This window comes from Nonomuraea sp. LPB2021202275-12-8, assembly GCF_037044575.1.
In the GTDB taxonomy this organism is placed as follows: domain Bacteria; phylum Actinomycetota; class Actinomycetes; order Streptosporangiales; family Streptosporangiaceae; genus Nonomuraea.
The window spans coordinates 373,761-394,571 of record NZ_JBAHWD010000005.1 but is presented as its reverse complement, the minus strand read 5'-3'; the positions used below and the strand labels follow the sequence as shown (position 1 = coordinate 394,571).

Here is a 20,811-nt window from a genome sequence, read left to right as displayed (position 1 = left end):
CGGTCGGCGCACCGTCGAGGATGGTGATCGGATCGTCGGCCAGACGCTGGACGGTGGCCTGTCGAAGAGCCTCCCGGACACGGCATTAAATTAGGTAAGGCTTACCTATGCTAAAGCAGGTCTTCGCCCATGTGCAATCTGACCGCTTGGAGGTCACCGGGCCACGGCCAGGCGGTAGTTCTCGTCCGTGGTGAGGAGGTTCCGATGGGTGTCCTCCGCGGTGATGACGCCGTCGTCCAGGACGAGGACCCGGTCGGCGGCGTCCAGGAGAGCCGGGCTGCTGGTGATCACGATGGTGGTGCGGTTGCGGCGTAGCTCCGCGATGTTGCGCGCGATGAGCTGTTCGGTGACCGCGTCGACTGATGTCGTCGGGTCGTGCAGCACGAGGATGTCAGCGTCGGCGGCGAGGGCGCGGGCCAAGGACAGCCGTTGGCGCTGCCCGCCGGAGAGGTTCGCGCCGCGGTCGCGGACGCCGTAGTCGAGTCCTTCGCGGTGGAGGGCGACGACGTCGGTCAGCATGGACGCCTCGACGGCCTCGGGGACCATACGGCCGGCACCCGCCGGGTCGATGTTCGTGCGGAGTGTGCCCGCGAAGATCTCCCCGTCGTACGGGTTCACCAGCATGTGCTCGCGGACCGCCTCGATCGACAGGTCCGCGATCTCCTGGCCGCCGACCCGCACCACTCCCTCATACGTGTCGGGCGGGACGTTCACGGCCAGGATCGACGCGAGGTCGGCCGCCGCGCGCGGCTGGTAGACGGCGATCGCCACGAACTCTCCGGCGGACACGTGGAACTTCAGCTCGCGCAGGGACCCGTATCGGACGCTGTCGACCTCGAGGTCTCCGCCTGCGGACGGGCGCTCCGGCCTCGGGGTCATCACCGGAGGCGCGGTCAGCACCAGTGCCATCCGCTCGGCCGATGCGCGCGCGATCATCACGTACTTCGGCATCTCCGAGAACAACCTGAGCGGTTCCATGATGAACTGCGCCAGCCCCACGGCCATGACGAGCTCCCCGATGTTGATCTGGCCGTCGAACGCCAGCCAGCCCGCCGTCAGGGTCACAGCGGTGGCGAGGATCGCATTGAGCGCCAGCGCGGTGCCGGCGTACGCGCCGTTCACCTTCGCCACGGTGATCGCCTGGCTTTTCGCCTCCGTGCTGACCTTCCGGTAGGACAGGAACCCCGCATGGTTGCCGCCGAAGCCGTGCAGCGGGCGCAGACCGGTGATCAGGTCGGCGACCTTCGCACCCGCCCGCGCCACCCGCGCCTGCTGTTCGCGGGTGCTGGCGCCGATCCGCTTGGACATCACGCTCAGGATCGACAGGATCGCGATGGTTCCCACGATCACCAGCAGGCCGAGCTGGACGCTGGCCATGCCCAGCGCGACCGCTGTGATCAGCACCGCGACCAACGAGCTGATCAGCAGCGGCACCACCTCGATGATGTCGGCCGTCTGGTCGGCGTCCTCGGTGGCGATGGTCAGGACCTCGCCGGACTTGAGATCGACGTCCCTGGCCACCGGCTGGAGTCCGCAGGCCGCGACCCGCACCCGCCAGCGGTGCGCCTCGGTCGTGTTGGCCTTCTGCAGGATGCGCATCCCGAACCGCCACGACAGCGACACGGTCGTGATGATCACGGCCAGCGCGGCGATCGACACGGCGAGAGAGCCGAGACTGCGGTCCCGCAACGTGTGCTCGACTATCAGGCCGAGCGCGATGGGGAAGGCGGTCTCGCCGGCCTGGTACATGCCCATGAGGACGGTGCCCCAGGTCATGGCGCCCGCGTTGCGCCGCAGTGCGGTCCGGAGGATGTCGGATCCCCTGCGAGACCGCTGCTTGTCAGAAGTTGTCATCAAGATGTCGGGCAATCGCTTCCGGGGTCAGCAGGGTGAACAGATCGCGAACGGTGATCACGGGACCGTACTCGCGGCGGAGCAGCCCGATCAACCGCACCGCCAGCATGGAGTGCCCCCCGAGGGAAACGAAGTCGCTCACCGCGCTCACCTCGTCATCATTCAGGTCCAGCGCCTCGGCGAACAACTCGCACACCACGGTCTCGGTCTCGGTCTCCGGGCCACGCTCGCCCGACGTGGTCAGCGCGCCCAACGGCTTGGCCTCCGGCAGCGCCTTGGCGTCGGCTTTCCCGTTCACTGTCAGCGGGATGGCGTCGACCTGAGCGAAATGCGTGGGGCGCAGATAGTCCGGCAGCCCGGCACCCACCTCGGCGGCGACCGTCGTCAGGTCGGAGCCGTCCAGCACGAGGTACGCGGCCAGCCGGTACGCGCCGTCGACCTGCGGATCGGCCTGGGCGACCGCGGCGGCGAACCGCACCGCCGGGTGTGCCTCGAATGCGGCCTCAACCTCGCCCAGCTCGACCCGGTGCCCCCGGATCTTGACCTGCTGGTCGGTGCGGCCCAGGTACATCAGGTTGCCGTCGGGCCGCCGGACCATGAGGTCGCCGGTGCGGTACATGCGCTCGCCAGGTTCGCCGAACGGGCACGCGACGAATCGGTGCGCGGTCTGGGCGGGCTGCCCGAGGTAGCCGCGCGCGATGCCGATACCCGACACGTACAGCTCGCCGGGCACGCCGTCCGGCACCGGCCGCAGCCACGGGTCCAGCACGTACACGTCGGTGTTGTCGATCGCCACGCCCACCACCGGGTCCTGGCATTCGAAGGTGCCGACGCCGAGGGTGTTGATGGTGTACTCGGTGGGTCCGTACAGGTTGTAGCCGACTGTCCCCTCGGTCCCGGCGAGCCGATGCCACAACGTCGGGGTGATCGCCTCACCGCCCAGCAGCACCAGCGCGGGTCGCCGCGCGGGGTCGTCGAGCAGCCCCTCGGCCACCAGTTGCTGCGCGTAGGTGGGGGTCACGTTGATGACGTCGATCCCGTGCTCAAGGCAGTACTCGACCAGCCGGGGCGCGTCGCGCCGCAGTTCCTCGTCGCAGATGTGCACCTCGTGGCCATCGGCGAGCCACAGCAGTTCCTCCCACGACATGTCGAACGCGAACGACACGGTGTGCGCGATCCGGAAGACCCGGTGGGCGTGCTCCGCCAGCACCGGCTCGAAGATGCGACGCTGGTGGTTGATCAGCATGTTGGTGAGCCCGGCGTACTCGGTCACCACGCCCTTCGGCTTCCCGGTCGAGCCGGATGTGTAGATGGTGTACGCGGGGTGCCGCAGGCGGTCCGGGTCGTCCGGCGCGAACGTCATGAACGGCTCGACCTCGGGCAGGGGGCGGTCCAGCTCGATCAGGTCGCCGGTAAGCCGGGGAGAGACGGCGCTCACGGTGAGGATCACGTCCGGGCGGGCGTCCGCGACGATCGCGGCGATCCGCTCGTCCGGGTGGTCCAGCTCCAGCGGCACATACGCGGCGCCGACGCGCAGCACGGCGAACAGCGCCACGATCGAGTCGAGAGAACGCGGGATCGCGAGACCCACGGTCATCTCGGGACCGATGCCGCGCTGGGCGAGCAGACCCGCCACCGCGCGGCTGCGGTCCCGAAGCTGGGCGAACGTCATGGTCCGGCCGTGGGCGACGAGCGCGACCTGCTGCGGGCTGCGGTCCGCCGCCTGGTCGAACCGGTCGACCACGGTGTCCGCCCCGACGTCCGTGCGCTCGGCCGGCTCAGGCTCCGGCCCCAAACCCCGCAGCGCGCCCACCGGCCCGGTCGAGCGGGCCAGATCTTCGAGCACGCGCAGGTAGTCGTCCAGGAGACGACGGGCGCGCTCCGCGTCGTCGTCGCGATACTCCAGCTTGACCGTGAGCCGGTCGCCAGGCGTGACGACCCAGGTGAACGGGTAGTGCGTGGAGTCATCCGCTCGCACCGCGGTGATGCCGTGCCTGGCGTTCATCTTGGCGAACGCGTCCATGTCCAGGAAGTTCTGGAGCACGAAGAGGTTGTCGAACAGGGTGTCGTGCCCACCGGCCCGCTGGATCTCGCCGAGCCCCAGGTGCTCGTGCTCCATCGCCGCGACTCTGGCCGCCTGCACGCCGGTCAGGTACTCCCGCACCGTGTCCTCCGGCCGTGCCCGCGTCCACATGGGCACGGTGTTGAGCAGCACGCCGACGATGTCGGACAGGCCCTCGCCCTCCCGGCCGGAGACGGTCACGCCGAACACGGCGTCACTCCTGCCCGTGTGCGCGCCCAACAGCAGGCCGAACGCACCGGTCAGCACCGAGTTCAGCGTGACCCCGTGCAGCCTGGCCGCTTCTCGCAGCAGTTCGGACTGTTCGGCGGACAGCGTGTCCACGAGTGCGTGCGGCAGATCGTCCGAAAGCGACGGTGATGGTCCGGCGAGCAGCGTCGGGCCCGGGAGGCCGGTCAGGTGCTCCGCCCAGAAGCGTTCCGACACGGAGAAGTCCTTGGCGTCGAGCGCCCGGGCGTAGCTCTCGAAGCTCGGCGTGGCCGGGGCCGGGTCCAGCGGCTCTCCCGTGACGACGGCCTGGTAGGCGTCGAACAGGTCCCGCAGCACGATCTCGCGTGACCAGCCGTCCCACAGCAGCAGGTGGTAGCTCAGCAGCAGGCCGTCGCGGTCGTCGGGCAGGCGCACCACGGTCAACCGGATCAGCGGTGGCTCGTCCGGGTCGAAGCCCGTGTCGCGGTCCTGGGCGCTCAGGGCTTCGACTTCCGCGTCCGTCGACAGTGTGACCGTGCGGACATCGACCCGCCGGCCCGCTGCGAGGACCTGGACCGGGTTTCCGCCGCCGTCGGTGGTGAACCCGGCGCCCACGACCGGGTGCCTCGCGATCACGTACGCCATCGCCTCGGCCAGGGCGCCTGTGTCCAGCCGCCGGTCGAAGGCGAAGTAGTTCTGGGCGACGTAGTGTCCGGCCGAGCCCGCCATCTGGGCCTGGAAGAACAGGCCCTTCTGGAGCGGGGTCACCGGTGCCGTCCACTCGGCCGTCGCGGCGGCGTCCGCGATTCGCTCCAGCGCACGCCGCCAGTGCTCGGTCAGCTCGTCGGGGATGCCTTCGGCGAGGGTGAAGGCCGCGCGCAGACTTCCGGTGGCCGCGTCGATCCACGCGTTGACCTCGACAGCGTAGGGGCTGCCCTGGTCGCCGCCGGTGATGTCCAGCGCCTGGGACTCGCTGCCCCGGCCGAGGTAGTTGAATAGCACCTGTGGGCGCGCGTTCAGCAGCGGTGCCGTCTGCGCGTTGAGGTATCTGAGCTGGCCGTAGGCGACATGCCCGCGCTCGTCAGGCTGGCGTTCGGTGACCTCGCGCGCCGCCGCGACGGGGTCGGTGTGCGCCGTGAGCCGCACGGGCGCGATGGAGGTGAACCAGCCGACCGTGCGGGTGTAGTCGTGGTGTTCGAGCACCGGGACCCGGCCATGCCGCTCCAACTCGATCGCGAGATCCGTGGGCGACATCTGGATGTGCGTCAGCGCGGTTCGCAGCGCGCCGCACAGCAACTCGGTGAGACCGACGCCGAGCGCGGTGGGCGCGGTACGCGTCACGCGGGTGGTCACCTCGGGCGCGATCTCCACAGTGGTCTCGCGCAGCCCCTCGATCACGGGCAGCAGCACGGGCGCTTCGAGCGTGGTGATCCAGTGCTCGAGGCCGTCGACCGCCTGGGCGGATCGGGTCGTCAGAGCGTCGGCGTACTCGGCATAGGACGTGGTCGGCGGCGTCAGGGCCGCCCCGCTCATGGCGGCGGCCAGGTCGTCCAGCAGGACCAACCAGGACACCGCGTCGACGGCGATGTGGTGCGCGGTGACCACCAGGGTCCGGCTCGCCACCAGCCACGAGAACCCGATCACCTCCCCCGACCCGGGATCGAGCCGTCCGGCGGCTTCGTTCGCCGCGGCCGTCGCGTCGGTCGCGTCCGTCCGGACGACGGTGACCTCTCGGGCGGGTTCGGTGCGCAGCGCCCACACGCCGTGCTCTACGCGCAGCCGCAGCCGGAGAGCCGGGTGTGCGGCCACGACGGCGTTCGCGGCGCGCTCGGCGTCGGCGAACTCGGTCCCCTCGGGCGCCACCAGTGTCCTGGCCTGGGCGAACCGGGTGAGAGAGCCGCCCAGTTCCCGTTGGCGCAGGATGATCGGCGTCGGTGTCAGCGGGCCGTCCTCGCGGCGGGCGGGCGCTGACTCCGTGGCCTGCGGCGTACGCGTCCCCAGATGTCCGGCGAGTGCGCGCGGCGTCCTGAACAGGAACACGTCCCGTGGGGCGATCGGCAGACCGTGCGCCCTGGCCCGGTTGACCACGGTGATGGCGACGATGCTGTCGCCTCCGGCCCGGAAGAAGTCGGTGTCGCCGTCGACATCGCAGCCGGGTAGCGTCTCGGCGAAGATGCCGACCAGTGCGGCCAGCGTGGAATCACCAGCGAGCAAGGGGATGTCGTCCTGCGCGGCGCGCTCGCTCAGGGCCTTCCGGTCCAGCTTGCCGTTGACCGTCAGCGGCAGGGCGTCGACCCGCAGCACCGAGCCCGGCACCATGTGCGCGGGCAGCTTCGTCGACAGGATGCCGGTGAAGTCGTCGGGCACACGACCCACGACGTGCGCGACCAGGTGATCGCCGCTGCCGGCCACGGTGACGGCCACATCGACCACGCCGCCGAGTTCCCTGATCGCGGACTCAACCTCGCCGAGCTCGATGCGGAAACCCTTGAGCTGCACCTGATCGTCGGCGCGGCCGGTGAACTCCAGCTCGCCGTCGAGGGTTCGGCGGGCGAGGTCGCCCGTGTGGTACATGCGGGAGCCGTCGCCCTCGAACGGGTTCGCCACGAACCGGCCCGCGGTGAGCTCCGGCCTGCCCAGGTAGCCGAGCGACACCTGGTCGCCGGCGACGTAGATGGCGCCGACCCGGCCCGGCGGCACCGGCCGGAGCCGGTCGTCGAGCAGGTAGGTGACCAGGCCGGGGATCGGGCAGCCGATCGGGCTGACGTCGTCGCCGGAGGCGAAGTCGTCGTCGGTCAGCAGCCGGTGCGTGACGTGGACGGTGGTCTCGGTGATGCCGTACATGTTGACCAGCTCGGGGGAGCCGGTGCCGTGCCGCTCGACCCAGCCGCGCAGCCGCCCGAGATCCAGTGCCTCGCCGCCGAAGATGATCCGGCGGAGCGATGTGACCGGCTCGCCGGCGTGCCGGTCGGCCTCGATGAACTGGTAGAACGCAGACGGGGTCTGGTTGAGCACGGTCACTCCGCGCTCGCGGACCAGCCGGTGGAAGTCGGACGGGGAGCGGGTCAACCCGTACTCCGGCACCAGCAGCTCACCGCCGTGCGCCAGCGCGCCCCACAGCTCCCACACCGCGAAGTCGAAGGAGTAGGAGTGGAACTGGACCCATACGTCGTGCGGACCGAAGCCCATGTCAGGCTGGGTGTTCGCGAGCAGCGTCACCACGCTGGAGTGCGGGACGACGACCCCCTTGGGCCTGCCGGTCGATCCGGACGTGTAGATCACGTACGCCGGGTCGTGCCAGCTGACCTCGGGCGCGGTGGTGTCCAGCGGCAGCTCGTCCTCCTGTACGAGCACGTGGGCCGGCACGCCCGCCCTGGCCGACAGCTCGGTGAGGCGGTCCCGCTGTTCCCGGTCCACGAGAACGACCTGCGGGGCGGCGTCACCGAGGATGTACTCCAGCCGTTCATCCGGGTATGCCAGGTCCAGCGGCACGTACGCGCCGCCCGCGGTGACGATCGCGACCAGGGCGACGACCTGCTCAAGGGAACGCGGGACGGCGACGGCGACCCGTTTGCCCGGTCCGACCCCGGCCGCGCGCAGCGCCGAGGCCAGCTCGTTCTTCGCCTCTGCCAGTTCGCCATAGGTCAGTGACCGGGTGCCGCCGTCGAGACCGCATTGGGTGACGGCGATGGCGGCCGGGTCGCGGCCCGCGGCGGCGTCGAACAGTCCGCCCAGGGTCGTCGGGGTGATCCGCGCTGGGTGTCTGGCGCCGTCGGGCACCAGGTCGTCCGGCCGGGTGAGCAGGCCGGTCAGGGTCCGGGCGAACGTGCGCAGGATCGCCTGGGCCTGCGTCTCCCGCAGCAGTTCGCTGTCGTAGATCAGGTTGAAGCGCGGACGACCGTCGAGTGCGCGCTCCACCACGAGCGTCAACGGGTAGTGCGGGGCGCCCTCGTTCGCGATGTCGGTGATGACGAGCTCGTCGCCGGGCCTCCGCAGACTGTCCACATCGGTCGCGACGTCGAACACCACCAGGGTGTCGAACAGGGGACCGCTGCCGACCTGGCGGCCGATCCTGGTCAGGGAGACATGCTGGTGCGGCAGCACCGCGCTCTGGTGTTCCCGCACCGAGGCGAGCAGTTCGCGCGCCGTGGTGGTGCCGTCCCATCGGGCGCGCACGGGGATCGTGTTGATGAGCAGACCCACCATGTCCTCGACACCGGGCACATCCGCGTCACGCCCGGACACCGTGGAACCGAACACCACGTCCTTGCCGTGCAACATGCCGCCCAGCATCACCGCCCACGCGCTGTGCACGGCGACGCTCAGTGGCACACCCGCTGACCGCACGGCCGCGTCGATGTCGTCATCCGGCTCCACAGCGGTTTCGGTGAACCGGTCGGACGGGGTGTGCCCCTCGGCCACCAGCGACGGGCCGGGCAGACCGGCGAGCTGGTCGCGCCATACGCGGTCGCTCTCGTCATCGTCGCGTGCGGCGAGCCAGTGCACGTAGTCGGAGAAGTCGCCCTGCGGGTACACGGTCCCTGGGGCGTGATACTCGGCCAGCAGCGCGCGTAGCATCGGGGGCACCGACCAGCCGTCGGCGACGATGTGGTGCACGGTCTGCACCAGGACGTTCCGGCTGGAACCCGTCCGGATGAGGGTGTAGCGCATCAGCGGGCCGGTCGCCAGGTCGACCCCGGCGCGACGGTCCCGTTCGGCGTAGTCGCGGATCTCGTCGTCGGTGATGCCGGGGCGCTCCAGTGTGGTGAACGGCGCCTCCACACCGCTCTCCAGCACCGAGACCACGCGGCCGTCGGCGAGGGCCACGAACCGCGCGGCCAGGTTCGGGTACAGCGCGAGCAGCCGGGTGGTAGCGGCCGCGAGCCGGTCGGCGTCCACAGCACCGTTCGCCGGGCCGTCCAGCGTCAGTATCTGCTGCTCGACGTAACTGCCCGCCGAGTCGTCGAAGACCGAGTGGAAGTACAGGCCCTCCTGCAACGGGGTCAGCGGGAGGATGTTCCGCAGCGCCGGGCCGTCCAGGGCGTCGACGTCGGCCTGTGTGAGCGACACCGCGCCGAAGTCGCTGGGGGAGTGGCCGCCCTGGTCGAGGGCGGCCAGCCCGGCCAAGGCCACCCGGAAGTACTCGCCGATCGTCGCGATGTCCTCGTCGGCGAACACTCCGTCCGGCCACGAGATCGTGGTGACCAGCTCGTACGCGCCGGTCGAGCCGGGTTCGGCGATCGCGTTGAACTCCAGGACGCGCGGCAGGCGCATCCTCGGGTCGCGCTTCTCGCCCAGCTGCCCTGTGGCGCCTGCGAGCTGCCAGTCCCCGGACGTGCCCGCGTCGAAGCGGCCCAGATAGTTGAACAACACCTGCGGGGCGGACGTGTCGAACCCGGTGCCGGTCAGGTACCGCAGGGCGCCATAGGACACCCCGTTGCTCGGCACCCGGGCGAGGTCTTCCTTGACCGACTTGAGCGCGGCGGACAGGTAGTCGGGGGCGGTGAAATCGGCCGTCGCGCCAGGGTCCACGGTCACCGGGAACAGAGTGGTGAACCAGCCCACGGTCCGCGACAGGTCCGGCTCGAAGCCGGCAGCGCCCGCCACGAACCGTCCTTCGCGGCCGTGGCCCTCGAGTTCGATGTGCGCGAACGTCTGGTCCTGCCCGAGGTGGCGGCGCCACCGGGCTAGGGCGACGGCGAGCGCGGTCAGCAGCACGTCGTTGACGCCCGCGTGGAATTTCGCGGGAATCTCGCCCAGCAGCGCGGCCGTGACCTCGGGGTCGACCGCGACGGCCTGGACCCTCTCGCGCGCGACCGTGTCGGATTCGGACAGTGGGCGCCTGCCCAAGGGTCCGTCCGCTCCCGGCAGGGGACGCTGGAAGTAGCCGCGGTCCGTGTCGAACGCCGCGCTCTCAAGCAACTGTGTCCAGCGCCGGAACGACGTGCCCACCGGAGGCAACTCGATCGGCGTGCCCGAGGTGAGCTGCCGCCACGCCGTGGCCAGGTCCTCCATCAGGACCCGCCATGACACGCCGTCGATCACCACGTGATGGACGACCAGGACCAGTTGCCGGGCCTCGGGCCGCCAGACAGCACGAAGCATCAAGCCGTTGTCCGGGTCCAGCCCGTCGGTGGCGAGCTCGACGCACTCGCCGAGCGGCCGGTCGCTCGCCTGCCATCCCGCGACGGCCTGGTCCGCCTTCGGGATGTCGAAGCCCCAACGGGCGCCGCGCACCAGCCTGGCGCGCAGCATGTCGTGCCGCCTGACCACGGCGGCGAGCATCTCGTCGAGGGCATCGGCGGTCAGGTCCGCCGGGGTGTTCAGCACCACCGACTGCACGAAGCCGTCGATCGCGTCCGTGCGCTCGCCGAGCCACTGCACGATGGGAGCCCCTGCGACGGAGCCGGTCGCGACATCCTCCCGGTCCACGGTGGAGACACCATCGCGGCCGGCCACCGCCGCCAGCGCCCCCACCGTGCCGCTGGCGAAGATCTGCGCCGCCGTGACGTAGAGGCCGGCGTCGCGCAGCGCGCTCAGCAGCGAGATCGCCAGAATGCTGTCTCCGCCGAGCCTGAAGAAGTTCTGGTCGACGCCGACCTCGTCCAGCCGTAAGAGCGACGCGACCGCCGCGCACACCACGCGCTCGTTGTCGGTGGCGGGCGGGATGGACGAGCTCGCCTCGATCGCCGGCTCCGGCAACGCGCCGCGGTCCAGCTTGCCGTTCGGAGTGAGCGGGAACTTCTCCATCACGACGATGTGCGCGGGCACCATGTACTCGACCATGTGCTCGACGGCCCACGCCCTGACCTCGTCCGCCCGCAGGTCCTCGCTCCCGGCCACCGGGATCACGTACCCCACCAGGTATGTGCCGCCCGCCGCGTTCTTCTTCGCGATGACGCAGGTATGCCGTACCCGGGGGTGCTCCGCGAGACCGACCTCGACGTCCTCGATCTCCAGCCGCATGCCGCGGATCTTGATCTGGTTGTCGGCCCGGCCGAGGAAGTCCAGCGTCCCGTCCGGGGCGAACCGCGCGAGGTCACCGGTCCGGTACAGCCGGGACCCGTCCCCGGCGAAGGGATTCGCCACGAACCGGGACGCCGTCAGGCCGGGCGCGTTGACGTACCCGCGCCCCAGGAGGAACCCGCCCACGTACAGCTCGCCGCCGACACCGACCGGGACCGGGCGCAGCTCGTCGTCCAGCACGTACAACTCGGTGTTGGGGTTGGCCTTGCCGATCGATGTCGACAGGCGTTCCGCCGCGCCTCGGTAGATGACGTGCGATACACCGATCGTCGTCTCGGCCGGGCCGTAGCCGTGGTACATCGGGATGTCGAGCCGGCTACGGAATCGCTCGTACAGCTCGGGGGTCAGCACCTCGCCGCCGCACCACACGTGCCTCAGACTGTCCAGCCGCCCGGAGTCGCCCGCGATCTCCAGCAGCACGTCCAGCATGGACGACACCAGGTACGTGAAGGTGACGCGCTGCTCGGCGATCACGCTCAGCAGGTGGTGCGGGTCGCGTTCACCGCCGGGGCGCAGGACCACCAGCCTGCCGCCGCGCACCAGCGGCAGGAAGATCTCGTTGACGGAGATGTCGAACGACAGCGGTGCCTTGAACAGCGACGCGTCGTCGTGGCCGAAGCCCAGGATCTCCTGGCTCTGCCACAGCAGGCGCTCGCTGATCGCCTCGTGCCGGATCATCGCCCCCTTGGGCCGCCCGGTCGAACCGGACGTGAAGATCACGTACGCCAGGGCGGGACCGGGGATGGCGACCTCGGTGCTCTCGGTGGGATACGAACCGAACCGCCAGTGGTCGAGGTCGACGGCCACGGCTTCCGGCTCACCCGCGTCGTGCTCGCCGGAGTCGTTGAGCTGCACCACGACCCGGGCGTCGTCGATGACGACCGCTCTGCGCGCGGCGGGCCAGTGCGGATCGAGCGGCACGAACGCGCCCCCCGCCTGGAGCACGCCGAGCAGACCGATCACCATCTCGGCGGAGCGACCGAGCGAGACACCGACGACCTGTTCGGCGATGAGTCCGCGTTCGATCAGGTGGTGGGCCAGCTGGTTGGACAGCTCGGCCGCCTCACGGTAGGTCAGCGACCGGTGTTCGTCGACGATGGCGATGGCGTCCGGCCTGGTGCGAACCTGCTCGCGGAACATCTCCACGATGGTCGGGCGGACCCGATCGGCCTTGGTGTCGTTCCACTCGGCCAGGGTTTCGAGCCGTGCTGTCACGCTGGAAGGGCTGATGGTGCCCACGAGCCGATCCGGGAAGTCGGCCAGGTCGTCCAGCGCGAGCTGCGCGTCGGTCAGCACGACGCCGTCGGGGACGGTGATGCTCCGGCCGTCCGCGCCGACCTCCCAGCCGCCGACCCCGTCCCCGCCGTTGTCGACCCATCCGAGGACGTCGGTGAACAGAGTGCCGGAGGTGAGGTCGAGGCTGCCGGGGCTCTGGCCTGTCGCCCAGTAGGCCAGCCCGATGGCGCACGCTTCGGTGATGGTCCTATCGGAGTATTCGCCGGTCCGCCGGCGCACATCGGCCAGGCGTGCGGGAGAAAGCAGTGCGAGACGAGTGCTCGGTTCCGTCATCGAAGACTCAGCCGCCCTTATTATCAGGTATTAAGGTTAGCCTAACCTAACTTACATCCCTAACTGCCTTCTTGCCATGCGCGCCACAGCCGCGCGTACCGGCCACCCAGAGCCACCAACTCCTCGTGGGTTCCATGCTCCAGAACGCGTCCCGCGTCCAACACGGCGATATGGTCCGCCGCCATCGCCTGGGTGAGCCGGTGCGCCACGAACAGCGTGGTGCGGCCCAGACACGCGGCCGACACGGCCCGCTCCAACTCGGCGGCGCCCTGGCTGCCCGCCTCCGCAGTGGACTCGTCCAGCACCACGACCGGTGATCGGCCCAGTACCAGCCGAGCCAGGGCGATCTGGGCGACCTTGGTGACGTCCAGCCGCTCGCCGCCCTCGCCGACCATGGTGTTCAGCCCATCGGGCAGCGCCGCGACCCACGTATCGGCGCCGACCGTGCGCAACGCGTCCACCAGCTCGGCGTCGGTCGCCTTCGGCGCGGCCAGCCGCAGGTCGTCGGCGAGCGGACCGGAGAACACGTGCGTCTCCTGCGTCAGGATGGTCACCAAGGCCCGCGCCCCGGCCTCGTCCAGATCGGCGAGGTCGGTCGACCCGATGCGCACCGACCCGGCCTGCGGGGTTCCGATGCCCGCGATCAGCGCGGCCAGGGTCGTCTTGCCCGCGCCCGTCGCGCCCACCAGAGCGAGGGAACCGCCCGCCGGGATCATCAGGTCGACGTCCAGCAGGACCGGCCGGTCGGAATCGGGATAGCTGAACGTCAGCCCCTCCACCGTCACCGGGTACGGGCCGGCGTCCGCCGACGCGACGGCCACCCGGCCCACCAGCCTCTCCTCCGTGGCCTCGCCCAGCACCCCGACCAGCCGGGTCAGGCTCGCACCCGACTTCTGCGCCTCGTCGAAGGTGAACATGATGGCGCCCAACGGAGTGAACAGCCGGTGGAACAGCAGCGGGGCCACCGACGCCTCACCCAGGGTGACGGCATCGGCCTCCAGCAGGACGTACCCCACCACGATGATCAGGACCAGCCCGATGAACTCGGCGCGGTTCTCCCTGCCGACGAACCGGCCGAAGAACCGGAACACTTCGACGCCCAGATCGCGCACCCGCCACGACTCGGTGGTGACCCGCTCGCGGAAGGCTTCCTCAAGGCGGTACGCCCGGACGGTGTCGATCCCGTCCAGGCCGCTGATCAACGCCTGCGCGCGGTCGGCCTGGGCCTCCCGCTGCTTCTGGTAGAGCGGTGCGGACCGGGGGAGATACCAGCGGAGGGCCAGCCAGTACGCGGGCAGCGCGCCGGCACCCGCCAGCCCGAGCCGCCAGTCCAGCCCGAACATGCCGACCGTGGCGATGACGACCAGCACTCCCGCCGAGAACACCGTGGGAACGGCCGTCCGGATGCCCTTGGACACCACGGCCACGTCGTCACCGACCCTGGACAGCACGTCGCCCCGACCGACCTGCTCGATCCGCGCGCTCGGCATTCCCAGAACCGCCTGGACGGCGCCCTCCCGCAGCCGCGCGAGCAGATCCGCGCCCAACCGCCCGATCAGGTACGTCGACGCCGCGGTGGCCGCCGAGCCGAGCAGCGCGGCGGCCACCATCAGCAGCCCTATCGTGATCAGGATCGACTGCGGTTCGCCCTCGACCACCCCGTCGACCACCTGGCCGAGCAGGACCACCGGCAACACCTGGAGCGCCGCCCCCGCCACCGTGGTGAGCACGGTGGCGGCCGTCAGCCAGGGCACCTCCCGGGAGTGCGCTGCGACCCATCGGGCGGCCTCGCGTCCGGTCGCCCTGTGCAGGATGGTCGAGGCGACGCGCGTATCGGCGGTGCTCATGCCCGGACCACAGCAGTTCGGGGATGGGACACGTTTACGGGCCTCTCTAGCCGACCGATTTGACGAGCTCGTCGATCGCGTACGGCAGGGACAGCAGGGTGCCCTGCGACATGGCCGCGCCGATCGCCGGACCCTCGCTGTCCAGCAGGTACGACACCTTGCCGTCCTTGACCGCGGGCAGGTTGGCGAACAGCTTGAACTTCTTCAGTGCGTCCTGGTCCGCCTGGTCGGCGATGACGAAGATGCGGTCGACGTCGATCAGGTCGATGCGCTCGGGGGACAGCACGGTGTAGAAGCTGCCGTCCGCGATCTTGTCGATCTCCGTGGTGCCCTTGAAGCCGATGCCCGTCACCATGCGCCCGCGCACGTCGGTGGTGGTGAACGGGGCGACCGAGTTCTTGTACCAGGACACCGCGACGGCGGTCTGGTCCGCGAACTCCGGGTGCGCCTTCTTGGCCGCGTCCAGCTTGTCCTGGATGCCCTTCACCATGTCCGCGCCCTCGGCCTCCTTGCCGAGCGCCTTGGCGATGTGCACCGCGTTGTCCTGCCACGGCGCGCTGAACGGCTCCTTCTCGGCCTTGGTCCGGCCCACCGTCGGGGCGATCTTGGAGAGCTGGTCGTAGGCGGCCTGGTCGATCTCGGAGTAGACCGCGATGATCAGATCGGGCCGCAGGGCGGCGATCTTCTCATAGTTCGGGCCGGCGTCCCCGTTGTTCATGATGACCTCGGGACGGGTGTCGCCCCACTTGTCCTTCACCCAGGGCCACTGGGTGTTGATGTCGGGAGTCTTGCCCGGCGGGTTCGGGTACTGGTCCACCATGCCGACCGGCTTGATGCCGAAGGCCAGGATGGCCTGGTCGTCGGTGTACCCGACGGAGACGACCCGCTCGGGAGCCTTGGTGATCTCCGTGGACCCGAACGCGTGCTCCACGGTGAGCGGGAACACGCCACCCGTGGTGGCCGCGGTGGTGCCGCTCGGCTTCTCCGCGGCGTCGGAACCGCATCCCGCGAGGAGGCCGGCGCTGAGGGCCGCAGCGGACGCTAACGCTGCGAACCGCCGCAGGGTCTTCGTAACTGTCGGTCGTTGGAAGAGCATCAAGGATCCCTTGCTTTCGTGCAATCCACTGCAACCCTTAGTAGGAGCAAGAGAACCGTAACACGCATTAATTAGGTGAGCCTAACCTTGCCTGTCGGGCGGGAGGGGGTGCGAGCGATCAGCACGATGAGTGGCCGGTCGGGGGTGCGGCCTGTCTCATCCCCTTCTGAGGTTCGCCCTCACCAGCAGGTAGACGAGGAAAGGTCCGCCGATCGCGGCAGTGACCACGCCGACCGGAAGGGTGACCGGCAGCACCGTCCGCGCCACCAGGTCCGAACCGATCAACAGCAGCGCGCCCACCAGCGCGGAGGCCACCAGCGGCGGCGTGGGGTAGCGCGAAAGCCGCATCGCCACCTGCGGCGCCACCAGCGCGACGAACGGGACCGGGCCCGCCGCGCTCACCGCCACGCCCGCCAGCAACACCGCGCACAACAGCAGGACCGCCCGCACCATCGAGTAGCGGACACCCAGGCCCGCCGCGACCTCGTCTCCGAAGTGCAGGGGCCTGAGGTGGAACGCGACACACGCCACGACGGCCATGAGGGCGAGCATGCACCACAGCGCCACCCACACTACGCTCCACGATCGGTTGTCCAGCGAACCGACCAGCCATGCCTGGGCCCTGGCCACGTCCCGGATGTCGGCCGTTACCAGCAGCCAGATCCTGATCGCCTCCATCACAGCGCTCACCGAGATGCCGATGAGGATGAGCCGGAGGCCGTTGATCCCGCGCCGCCACGCCAGGAAATACACCAGCAGGCCAGTGCCGAGACCGCCCGCGAGTGCCGCCGCGGACAGGCCCACGGAGTCGACGATCGCGGCGGCGGCTCCACCCGACACCGTCACCAGGAACACCGCGACCGCGCTCGCGCCCCCGGTGATGCCCAGGATGTCCGGGCTGGCCAACGGGTTGCGCGCGATGGACTGCGTGATCGCCCCGGACACCCCCAGCGCGACCCCCACGATGAGCCCGGCCAGGGCGCGCGGCATCCGCAGATCCATGATCACGAACTCGTCGACCCGCTCGCCCTGGCCGAAGAGCGTGGCGATCACCTGGGGCAGGCCGATGGGGAAGTCCCCGACGCTGATGGACAGGCAGAACACCAGAAAGGTCGCCGCCACCAGCAGCAGCGTGACGAACACCATCCAGGGGCGCCAGACGAACGACGCGTGGCCGAGCCGCACGCTCGGAGCCACTGACCGCTTCACCGCTGTCTCGTTCATACCGTCTTGAACTTTCCGCGCCACACCAGCGCCGCGAAGAACGGGGCACCGACGAGAGCGACGACGATGCCCGCCTGCAACTCGCCCGGTCGTGTCACCACGCGGCCCACGATGTCACAGACCAGCAGGACGACCGCGCCGAGCAGACCCGCGCACGGCACCAGCCAGCGATAGTCCGGCCCGGTGACATACCTGGCCACATGGGCCACCATGAGCCCGAGAAACGCGATGGGGCCGCACGCCGCCGTCGCCGCGCCCGCCAGCAGGGTGACGGCGACGATGCCGACGGTTCGGCTCATCGCGATGTTCACCCCCATGCTCCGCGCCACGTCGTCACCCAGGTTGAGCAGGTTGATGGTGGGCAGGGTGGTCAACGCCAACGCCAACCCGACCACGATGAAGATGGTCACCGGCCAGATCACGTCGAATCCGATCCCGGCCACCGTGCCCGCGTTCCAGAACCGCAGCGCGTTCAGCGACGCCTTGTCCGACAGCGCGACCGCCGTGGTCATCGCCGCCAGGAACACCGCGATCCCCTGCCCGGCCAGCGCGAGCGTCAACGGGCTGCCCGCCCCCCGGCCGAGGCTCGCCAGCCCGAACACGACGACACCGGCGACCGCCGCCCCCAGGAAGGCGAACCAGACATATTGGTACGGATTGGCGAGCCCGAACAGGAGGATCACCGATACCACGGCGAACGAGGCGCCGGAGTTCACCCCCAGCAACCCCGTGTCGGCGATCGGATTACGCGTGTACCCCTGGATCAACGCCCCACTGACCCCCAACGCGATGCCCGCCACGATCGCGAGGACGGTCCGGGGCACCCGCACGGTCTGCACGATGAGCGTGATCTCGGCGAGCCGCTGGTCGGAGCCCGCCGCCGCGAACAACCCGTCCCACACCTCCGTGGGACTCAGCGCGCGGGCACCGACAGCCATCGACGCCGCCCCCGCGACCAGGAGAATCACCACAAGCGCGGCCAAGCCCACAACCCGCCGCCGGCGGGCCCCTGTGGCCTCCGACGCGGGACGTTTCCCCACGGTCGCAATCATTCGACGTACGTTATCCCTTTGATCCACCGGGGACACACGGGCCGGCGGCACTGGCCATCGCCTCGGGCTGCCACCCTTTCGATCCTTCAAACTTAGGTAAGACTATCCTTAGCCTCAGGTCGACGGTAGGGACGGGAGTAGGACTGCGATGGAGAACACCTTCGCCCAGTTCGGGTTACCCGGCGAACCCGGTACCGACGAGTTCTGGGCGGCGGCGAAGACACCCGCGTCCGTATCCGCCGGCGACGACGGCGGCTGGGTGACCCTGTTCCTGTGGCGCGGTTCCCCGGCGAGCATCGGCTTCGAGAGCTGGTCGGAGCCGGTCCGGCTGCGCCGATGGGGCGATACGGACTGCTGGTATGCCGAGGTGGCCATGCCTGCGCGGCTGCGGGTGACCTACCAGTTCCTCACGGACGACGCGGCGTACGCCGACCCGTTCAACCCGGTCGGCGCGGGCAGTGACCGGTCCATCGCCGCGACCCCGGACGCTCCTGCCCAGCCGCACTGGCCTGCCATCGGCACCGCCGACGTCCTGCCTCTCCCGCCCACCCGTTTCCGCTGGACCAGCGACAGGCTCGGCGGACGGCGCACCGTGCGCGTCCACCCGGCGGGCGGTGGCGGACCGATGGTCCTGCTGCTCGACGGGGACGACTGGCTGTACCTGCACCCGGCCATGACCGCGTTCGACTCGGCCGTCGCCCAGGGCGAGATGCCCGCCGTCACGCTCGTCTTCCTGCCCACCCGGACCCGGGACGCCGAGTTCGGGTGCAGGCCCGAGCTGTGGGAGGCGATCCGGGACGAACTGCTGCCGCTGGTGGCCGAGAGCGGCGTACCCGCCGACCGAGACCGGCTGGTGGTCGCCGGGCAGAGCCTCGGCGGGCTGAGCGCGATGTACGCGGCGCTGGAGTTCCCGGATCTGGTGTCCGGCGTCGCCTGCCAGTCGGCGTCGTTCTGGTGGACACCCGACGCCATGGACCGAGCCGACCTCTTGGGCGGCCCGGTCGGCGGGGCCATCGCCGCGCGCCTGCGGGAGCGCCCCGACCTGTCCGGTCTGCGGGTCGCCTTCGACGTGGGGGAACACGAGACGCGGATGCTGCCGCACTGCGAGCTGGTCGAGACCCTGGCCGAACAGGCCGGTGCGACCGTGCGGGTTTCACGGTCGGCCTCCGGCCACGATCGAGCGGGCTGGCGACACGCCCTGCTCAGGGATGTCGCCTGGGCGCTCGCCTAGACGCACTTGAGGCCGCGGGCTTGACCAGTCCTGGCAACCACTTGTCAGGATCGGCCTTGCGATGAAAATCATTGCGGCGGATGATACTTAATGTGACCTATCGCACACTGGACGAGATCAGAGAGACGCTGAGCCCGGCCGAGGAACGGTTCGAACGCGGTCGCCGCACGTCCGGCCTCGTGCTCGCGCCGCTCGCCGGCCTCGTGGTCTTCCTCGTCACCTCCGCCCTGCCCGACCCTCAGCAGCGGTTGGCGGGCGTCCTCACCTTCGTGATCATCGCGTGGATCACCGAGGCCATCCCGATCCCGATGACCGCCGTGCTGGGGCTGGCACTGTGCGTGCTCACGGGGGTGGCGCCCGGCGCCGAGGTGTTCGGCGCGTTCGCCAACTCGACGATCTTCCTGTTCATCGGCAGCTTCATCATCGCCGCCGCCATGATGAAACACGGCCTGCACCGGCGCTTCGCCTTCCGCATGCTGTCACTGCCCGGCGTGGCCTCGTCCACCTACAGGACGATCATTGTGCTCGGCGTCACCACGATGATCCTCAGCGCGTTCATCTCCAACACCGCCACCACCGCCATGCTGCTGCCGATCGCGCTCGGCGTGGTGGCGACCCTGTCGGGCTTCATGGGCCAGGAAACCGACCCGCAGCGGCTGCGTTTCGCCACCGCGACCATGCTGATGCTCGCCTACAGCGCCTCCATCGGCGGCCTGCTCACGCCGATCGGCTCGCCGCCGAACCTGATCGGCCGCGGCCTCATCGAGGAGGCGACCGACGCCAGGATCCCCTTCCTCACCTGGGTCCTGATCGCGCTGCCCATCGTGCTCGTCATGTTCGTCATCCTCTGCGTCGTCCTGTTGTGGCTGAACCGCCCCGAGGCCCGCCGCATCGAGGGCGCCTCCGACTACATCGCCCGCGAGCGCGCCCAGCTCGGCGGTCTCAGCCGCGGCGAGCGCAACACCCTCATCGCCTTCGCCACCGCCGTGGTCCTGTGGATCGCCCCCGGCGTGGTCGGCATCGTCGCCGGCGACGACTCCGACCTCTACACCGGCGTGCTCCGCCACGTCGACGAGGGCGTGGTCGCCATCCTCGCCGCGTCTCTGCTGTTCGTGCTGCCGGTGGACTGGCGGGCCCGGAAGTTCACGCTCACCTGGAACGAGGCCGTCCGCATCGACTGGGGCACCATCCTGCTGTTCGGCTCCGGCATCGCACTCGGCGGGCTACTGTCGGAGACCGGCCTGGCCAAGACCATGGGCCAGAACATCGCCGGCCTGCTCGGCATCTCGTCCCTGCTCGGCCTGACCATCCTCGCCACCGTCGTGGCCGTGCTGATCAGCGAGACCACGAGCAACACCGCCAGCGTCGGCATCGTGGTGCCGATCATCATCCCGATCGCGGTGGCCGCCGGCGTCAACCCCGTCATCCCCGCGCTCGCCGCCGTCTTCGGCGCCTCCTACGGCTTCATGCTGCCGGTCTCCACGCCGCCCAACGCGATCGTGTACGGGTCCGGCATGGTGCCGATCACCAAGATGGTCCGCTCGGGAGTGGTGTTCGACCTCCTGGGCTCGGTCGTGATCGTGGCCGGTGTCACCCTGATGGCCCAGATCGCCGGGCTGGCCTGACCTCGACGGGCCAGACCA

The 20,811-nt window shown here is 70.0% G+C and carries 8 protein-coding genes; 2 read left to right on the top strand and 6 right to left on the bottom strand.

The annotated features are described in order from the left end of the window. Window positions 1–153: 153 nt before the first annotated feature. The 6 genes from V5E28_RS12780 to V5E28_RS12755 all read right to left on the bottom strand — a co-directional run bounded on the left by V5E28_RS12780 (window position 154) and on the right by V5E28_RS12755 (window position 17,874). On the bottom strand, window positions 154–1,854 hold the full coding sequence (locus V5E28_RS12780; RefSeq protein WP_336207031.1) for an ABC transporter ATP-binding protein: 1,701 nt from the start codon (window positions 1,852–1,854) through the stop codon (window positions 154–156). Further along, window positions 1,841–12,718, bottom strand: a complete 10,878-nt coding sequence (locus tag V5E28_RS12775; protein WP_336207030.1) for a non-ribosomal peptide synthetase — start codon at window positions 12,716–12,718, stop codon at window positions 1,841–1,843. Before V5E28_RS12775 ends, V5E28_RS12780 begins: the two co-directional genes overlap by 14 nt. A gap of 59 nt (window positions 12,719–12,777) precedes the next feature. Next, a complete protein-coding gene (locus V5E28_RS12770) occupies window positions 12,778–14,565 on the bottom strand; it encodes an ABC transporter ATP-binding protein (protein ID WP_336207029.1) in 1,788 nt (595 codons plus the stop codon). A gap of 46 nt (window positions 14,566–14,611) precedes the next feature. Next, on the bottom strand, window positions 14,612–15,661 hold the full coding sequence (locus tag V5E28_RS12765) for an iron-siderophore ABC transporter substrate-binding protein (protein ID WP_336207028.1): 1,050 nt from the start codon (window positions 15,659–15,661) through the stop codon (window positions 14,612–14,614). Window positions 15,662–15,817: 156 nt separating this feature from the next. Then, window positions 15,818–16,870, bottom strand: coding sequence for a FecCD family ABC transporter permease (locus tag V5E28_RS12760; RefSeq protein ID WP_336207027.1), 1,053 nt, complete (start codon window positions 16,868–16,870; stop codon window positions 15,818–15,820). 11 nt (window positions 16,871–16,881) lie between these two features. Beyond that, entirely contained in the window at window positions 16,882–17,874 is a 993-nt protein-coding gene (locus V5E28_RS12755; RefSeq protein ID WP_336207126.1) for a FecCD family ABC transporter permease, read from the bottom strand. Window positions 17,875–18,085: 211 nt separating this feature from the next. On the opposite strand from V5E28_RS12755, the gene V5E28_RS12750 reads away from it, so the two are divergent. Together V5E28_RS12750 and V5E28_RS12745 are read left to right on the top strand one after the other, a co-directional pair. Beyond that, the gene (locus V5E28_RS12750; RefSeq protein WP_336207026.1) at window positions 18,086–19,168 is read left to right on the top strand and encodes an alpha/beta hydrolase-fold protein; all 1,083 of its coding nucleotides are present in this window, start codon (window positions 18,086–18,088) and stop codon (window positions 19,166–19,168) included. Between the two features lie 92 nt (window positions 19,169–19,260). Next, the gene (locus V5E28_RS12745) at window positions 19,261–20,793 is read left to right on the top strand and encodes an SLC13 family permease (protein WP_336207025.1); all 1,533 of its coding nucleotides are present in this window, start codon (window positions 19,261–19,263) and stop codon (window positions 20,791–20,793) included. The last annotated feature ends 18 nt before the right edge of the window (window positions 20,794–20,811 follow it).

What these genes read in the sequence shown, in the direction of transcription:
- V5E28_RS12780 (WP_336207031.1), bottom strand. Translation starts at nt 1,854, where the DNA reads ATGACAACTTCTGACAAGCAGCGGTCTCGCAGGGGATCCGACATCCTC.
- V5E28_RS12775 (WP_336207030.1), bottom strand. Translation starts at nt 12,718, where the DNA reads ATGACGGAACCGAGCACTCGTCTCGCACTGCTTTCTCCCGCACGCCTG.
- V5E28_RS12770 (WP_336207029.1), bottom strand. Translation starts at nt 14,565, where the DNA reads ATGAGCACCGCCGATACGCGCGTCGCCTCGACCATCCTGCACAGGGCG.
- V5E28_RS12765 (WP_336207028.1), bottom strand. Translation starts at nt 15,661, where the DNA reads ATGCTCTTCCAACGACCGACAGTTACGAAGACCCTGCGGCGGTTCGCA.
- V5E28_RS12750 (WP_336207026.1), top strand. Translation starts at nt 18,086, where the DNA reads ATGGAGAACACCTTCGCCCAGTTCGGGTTACCCGGCGAACCCGGTACC.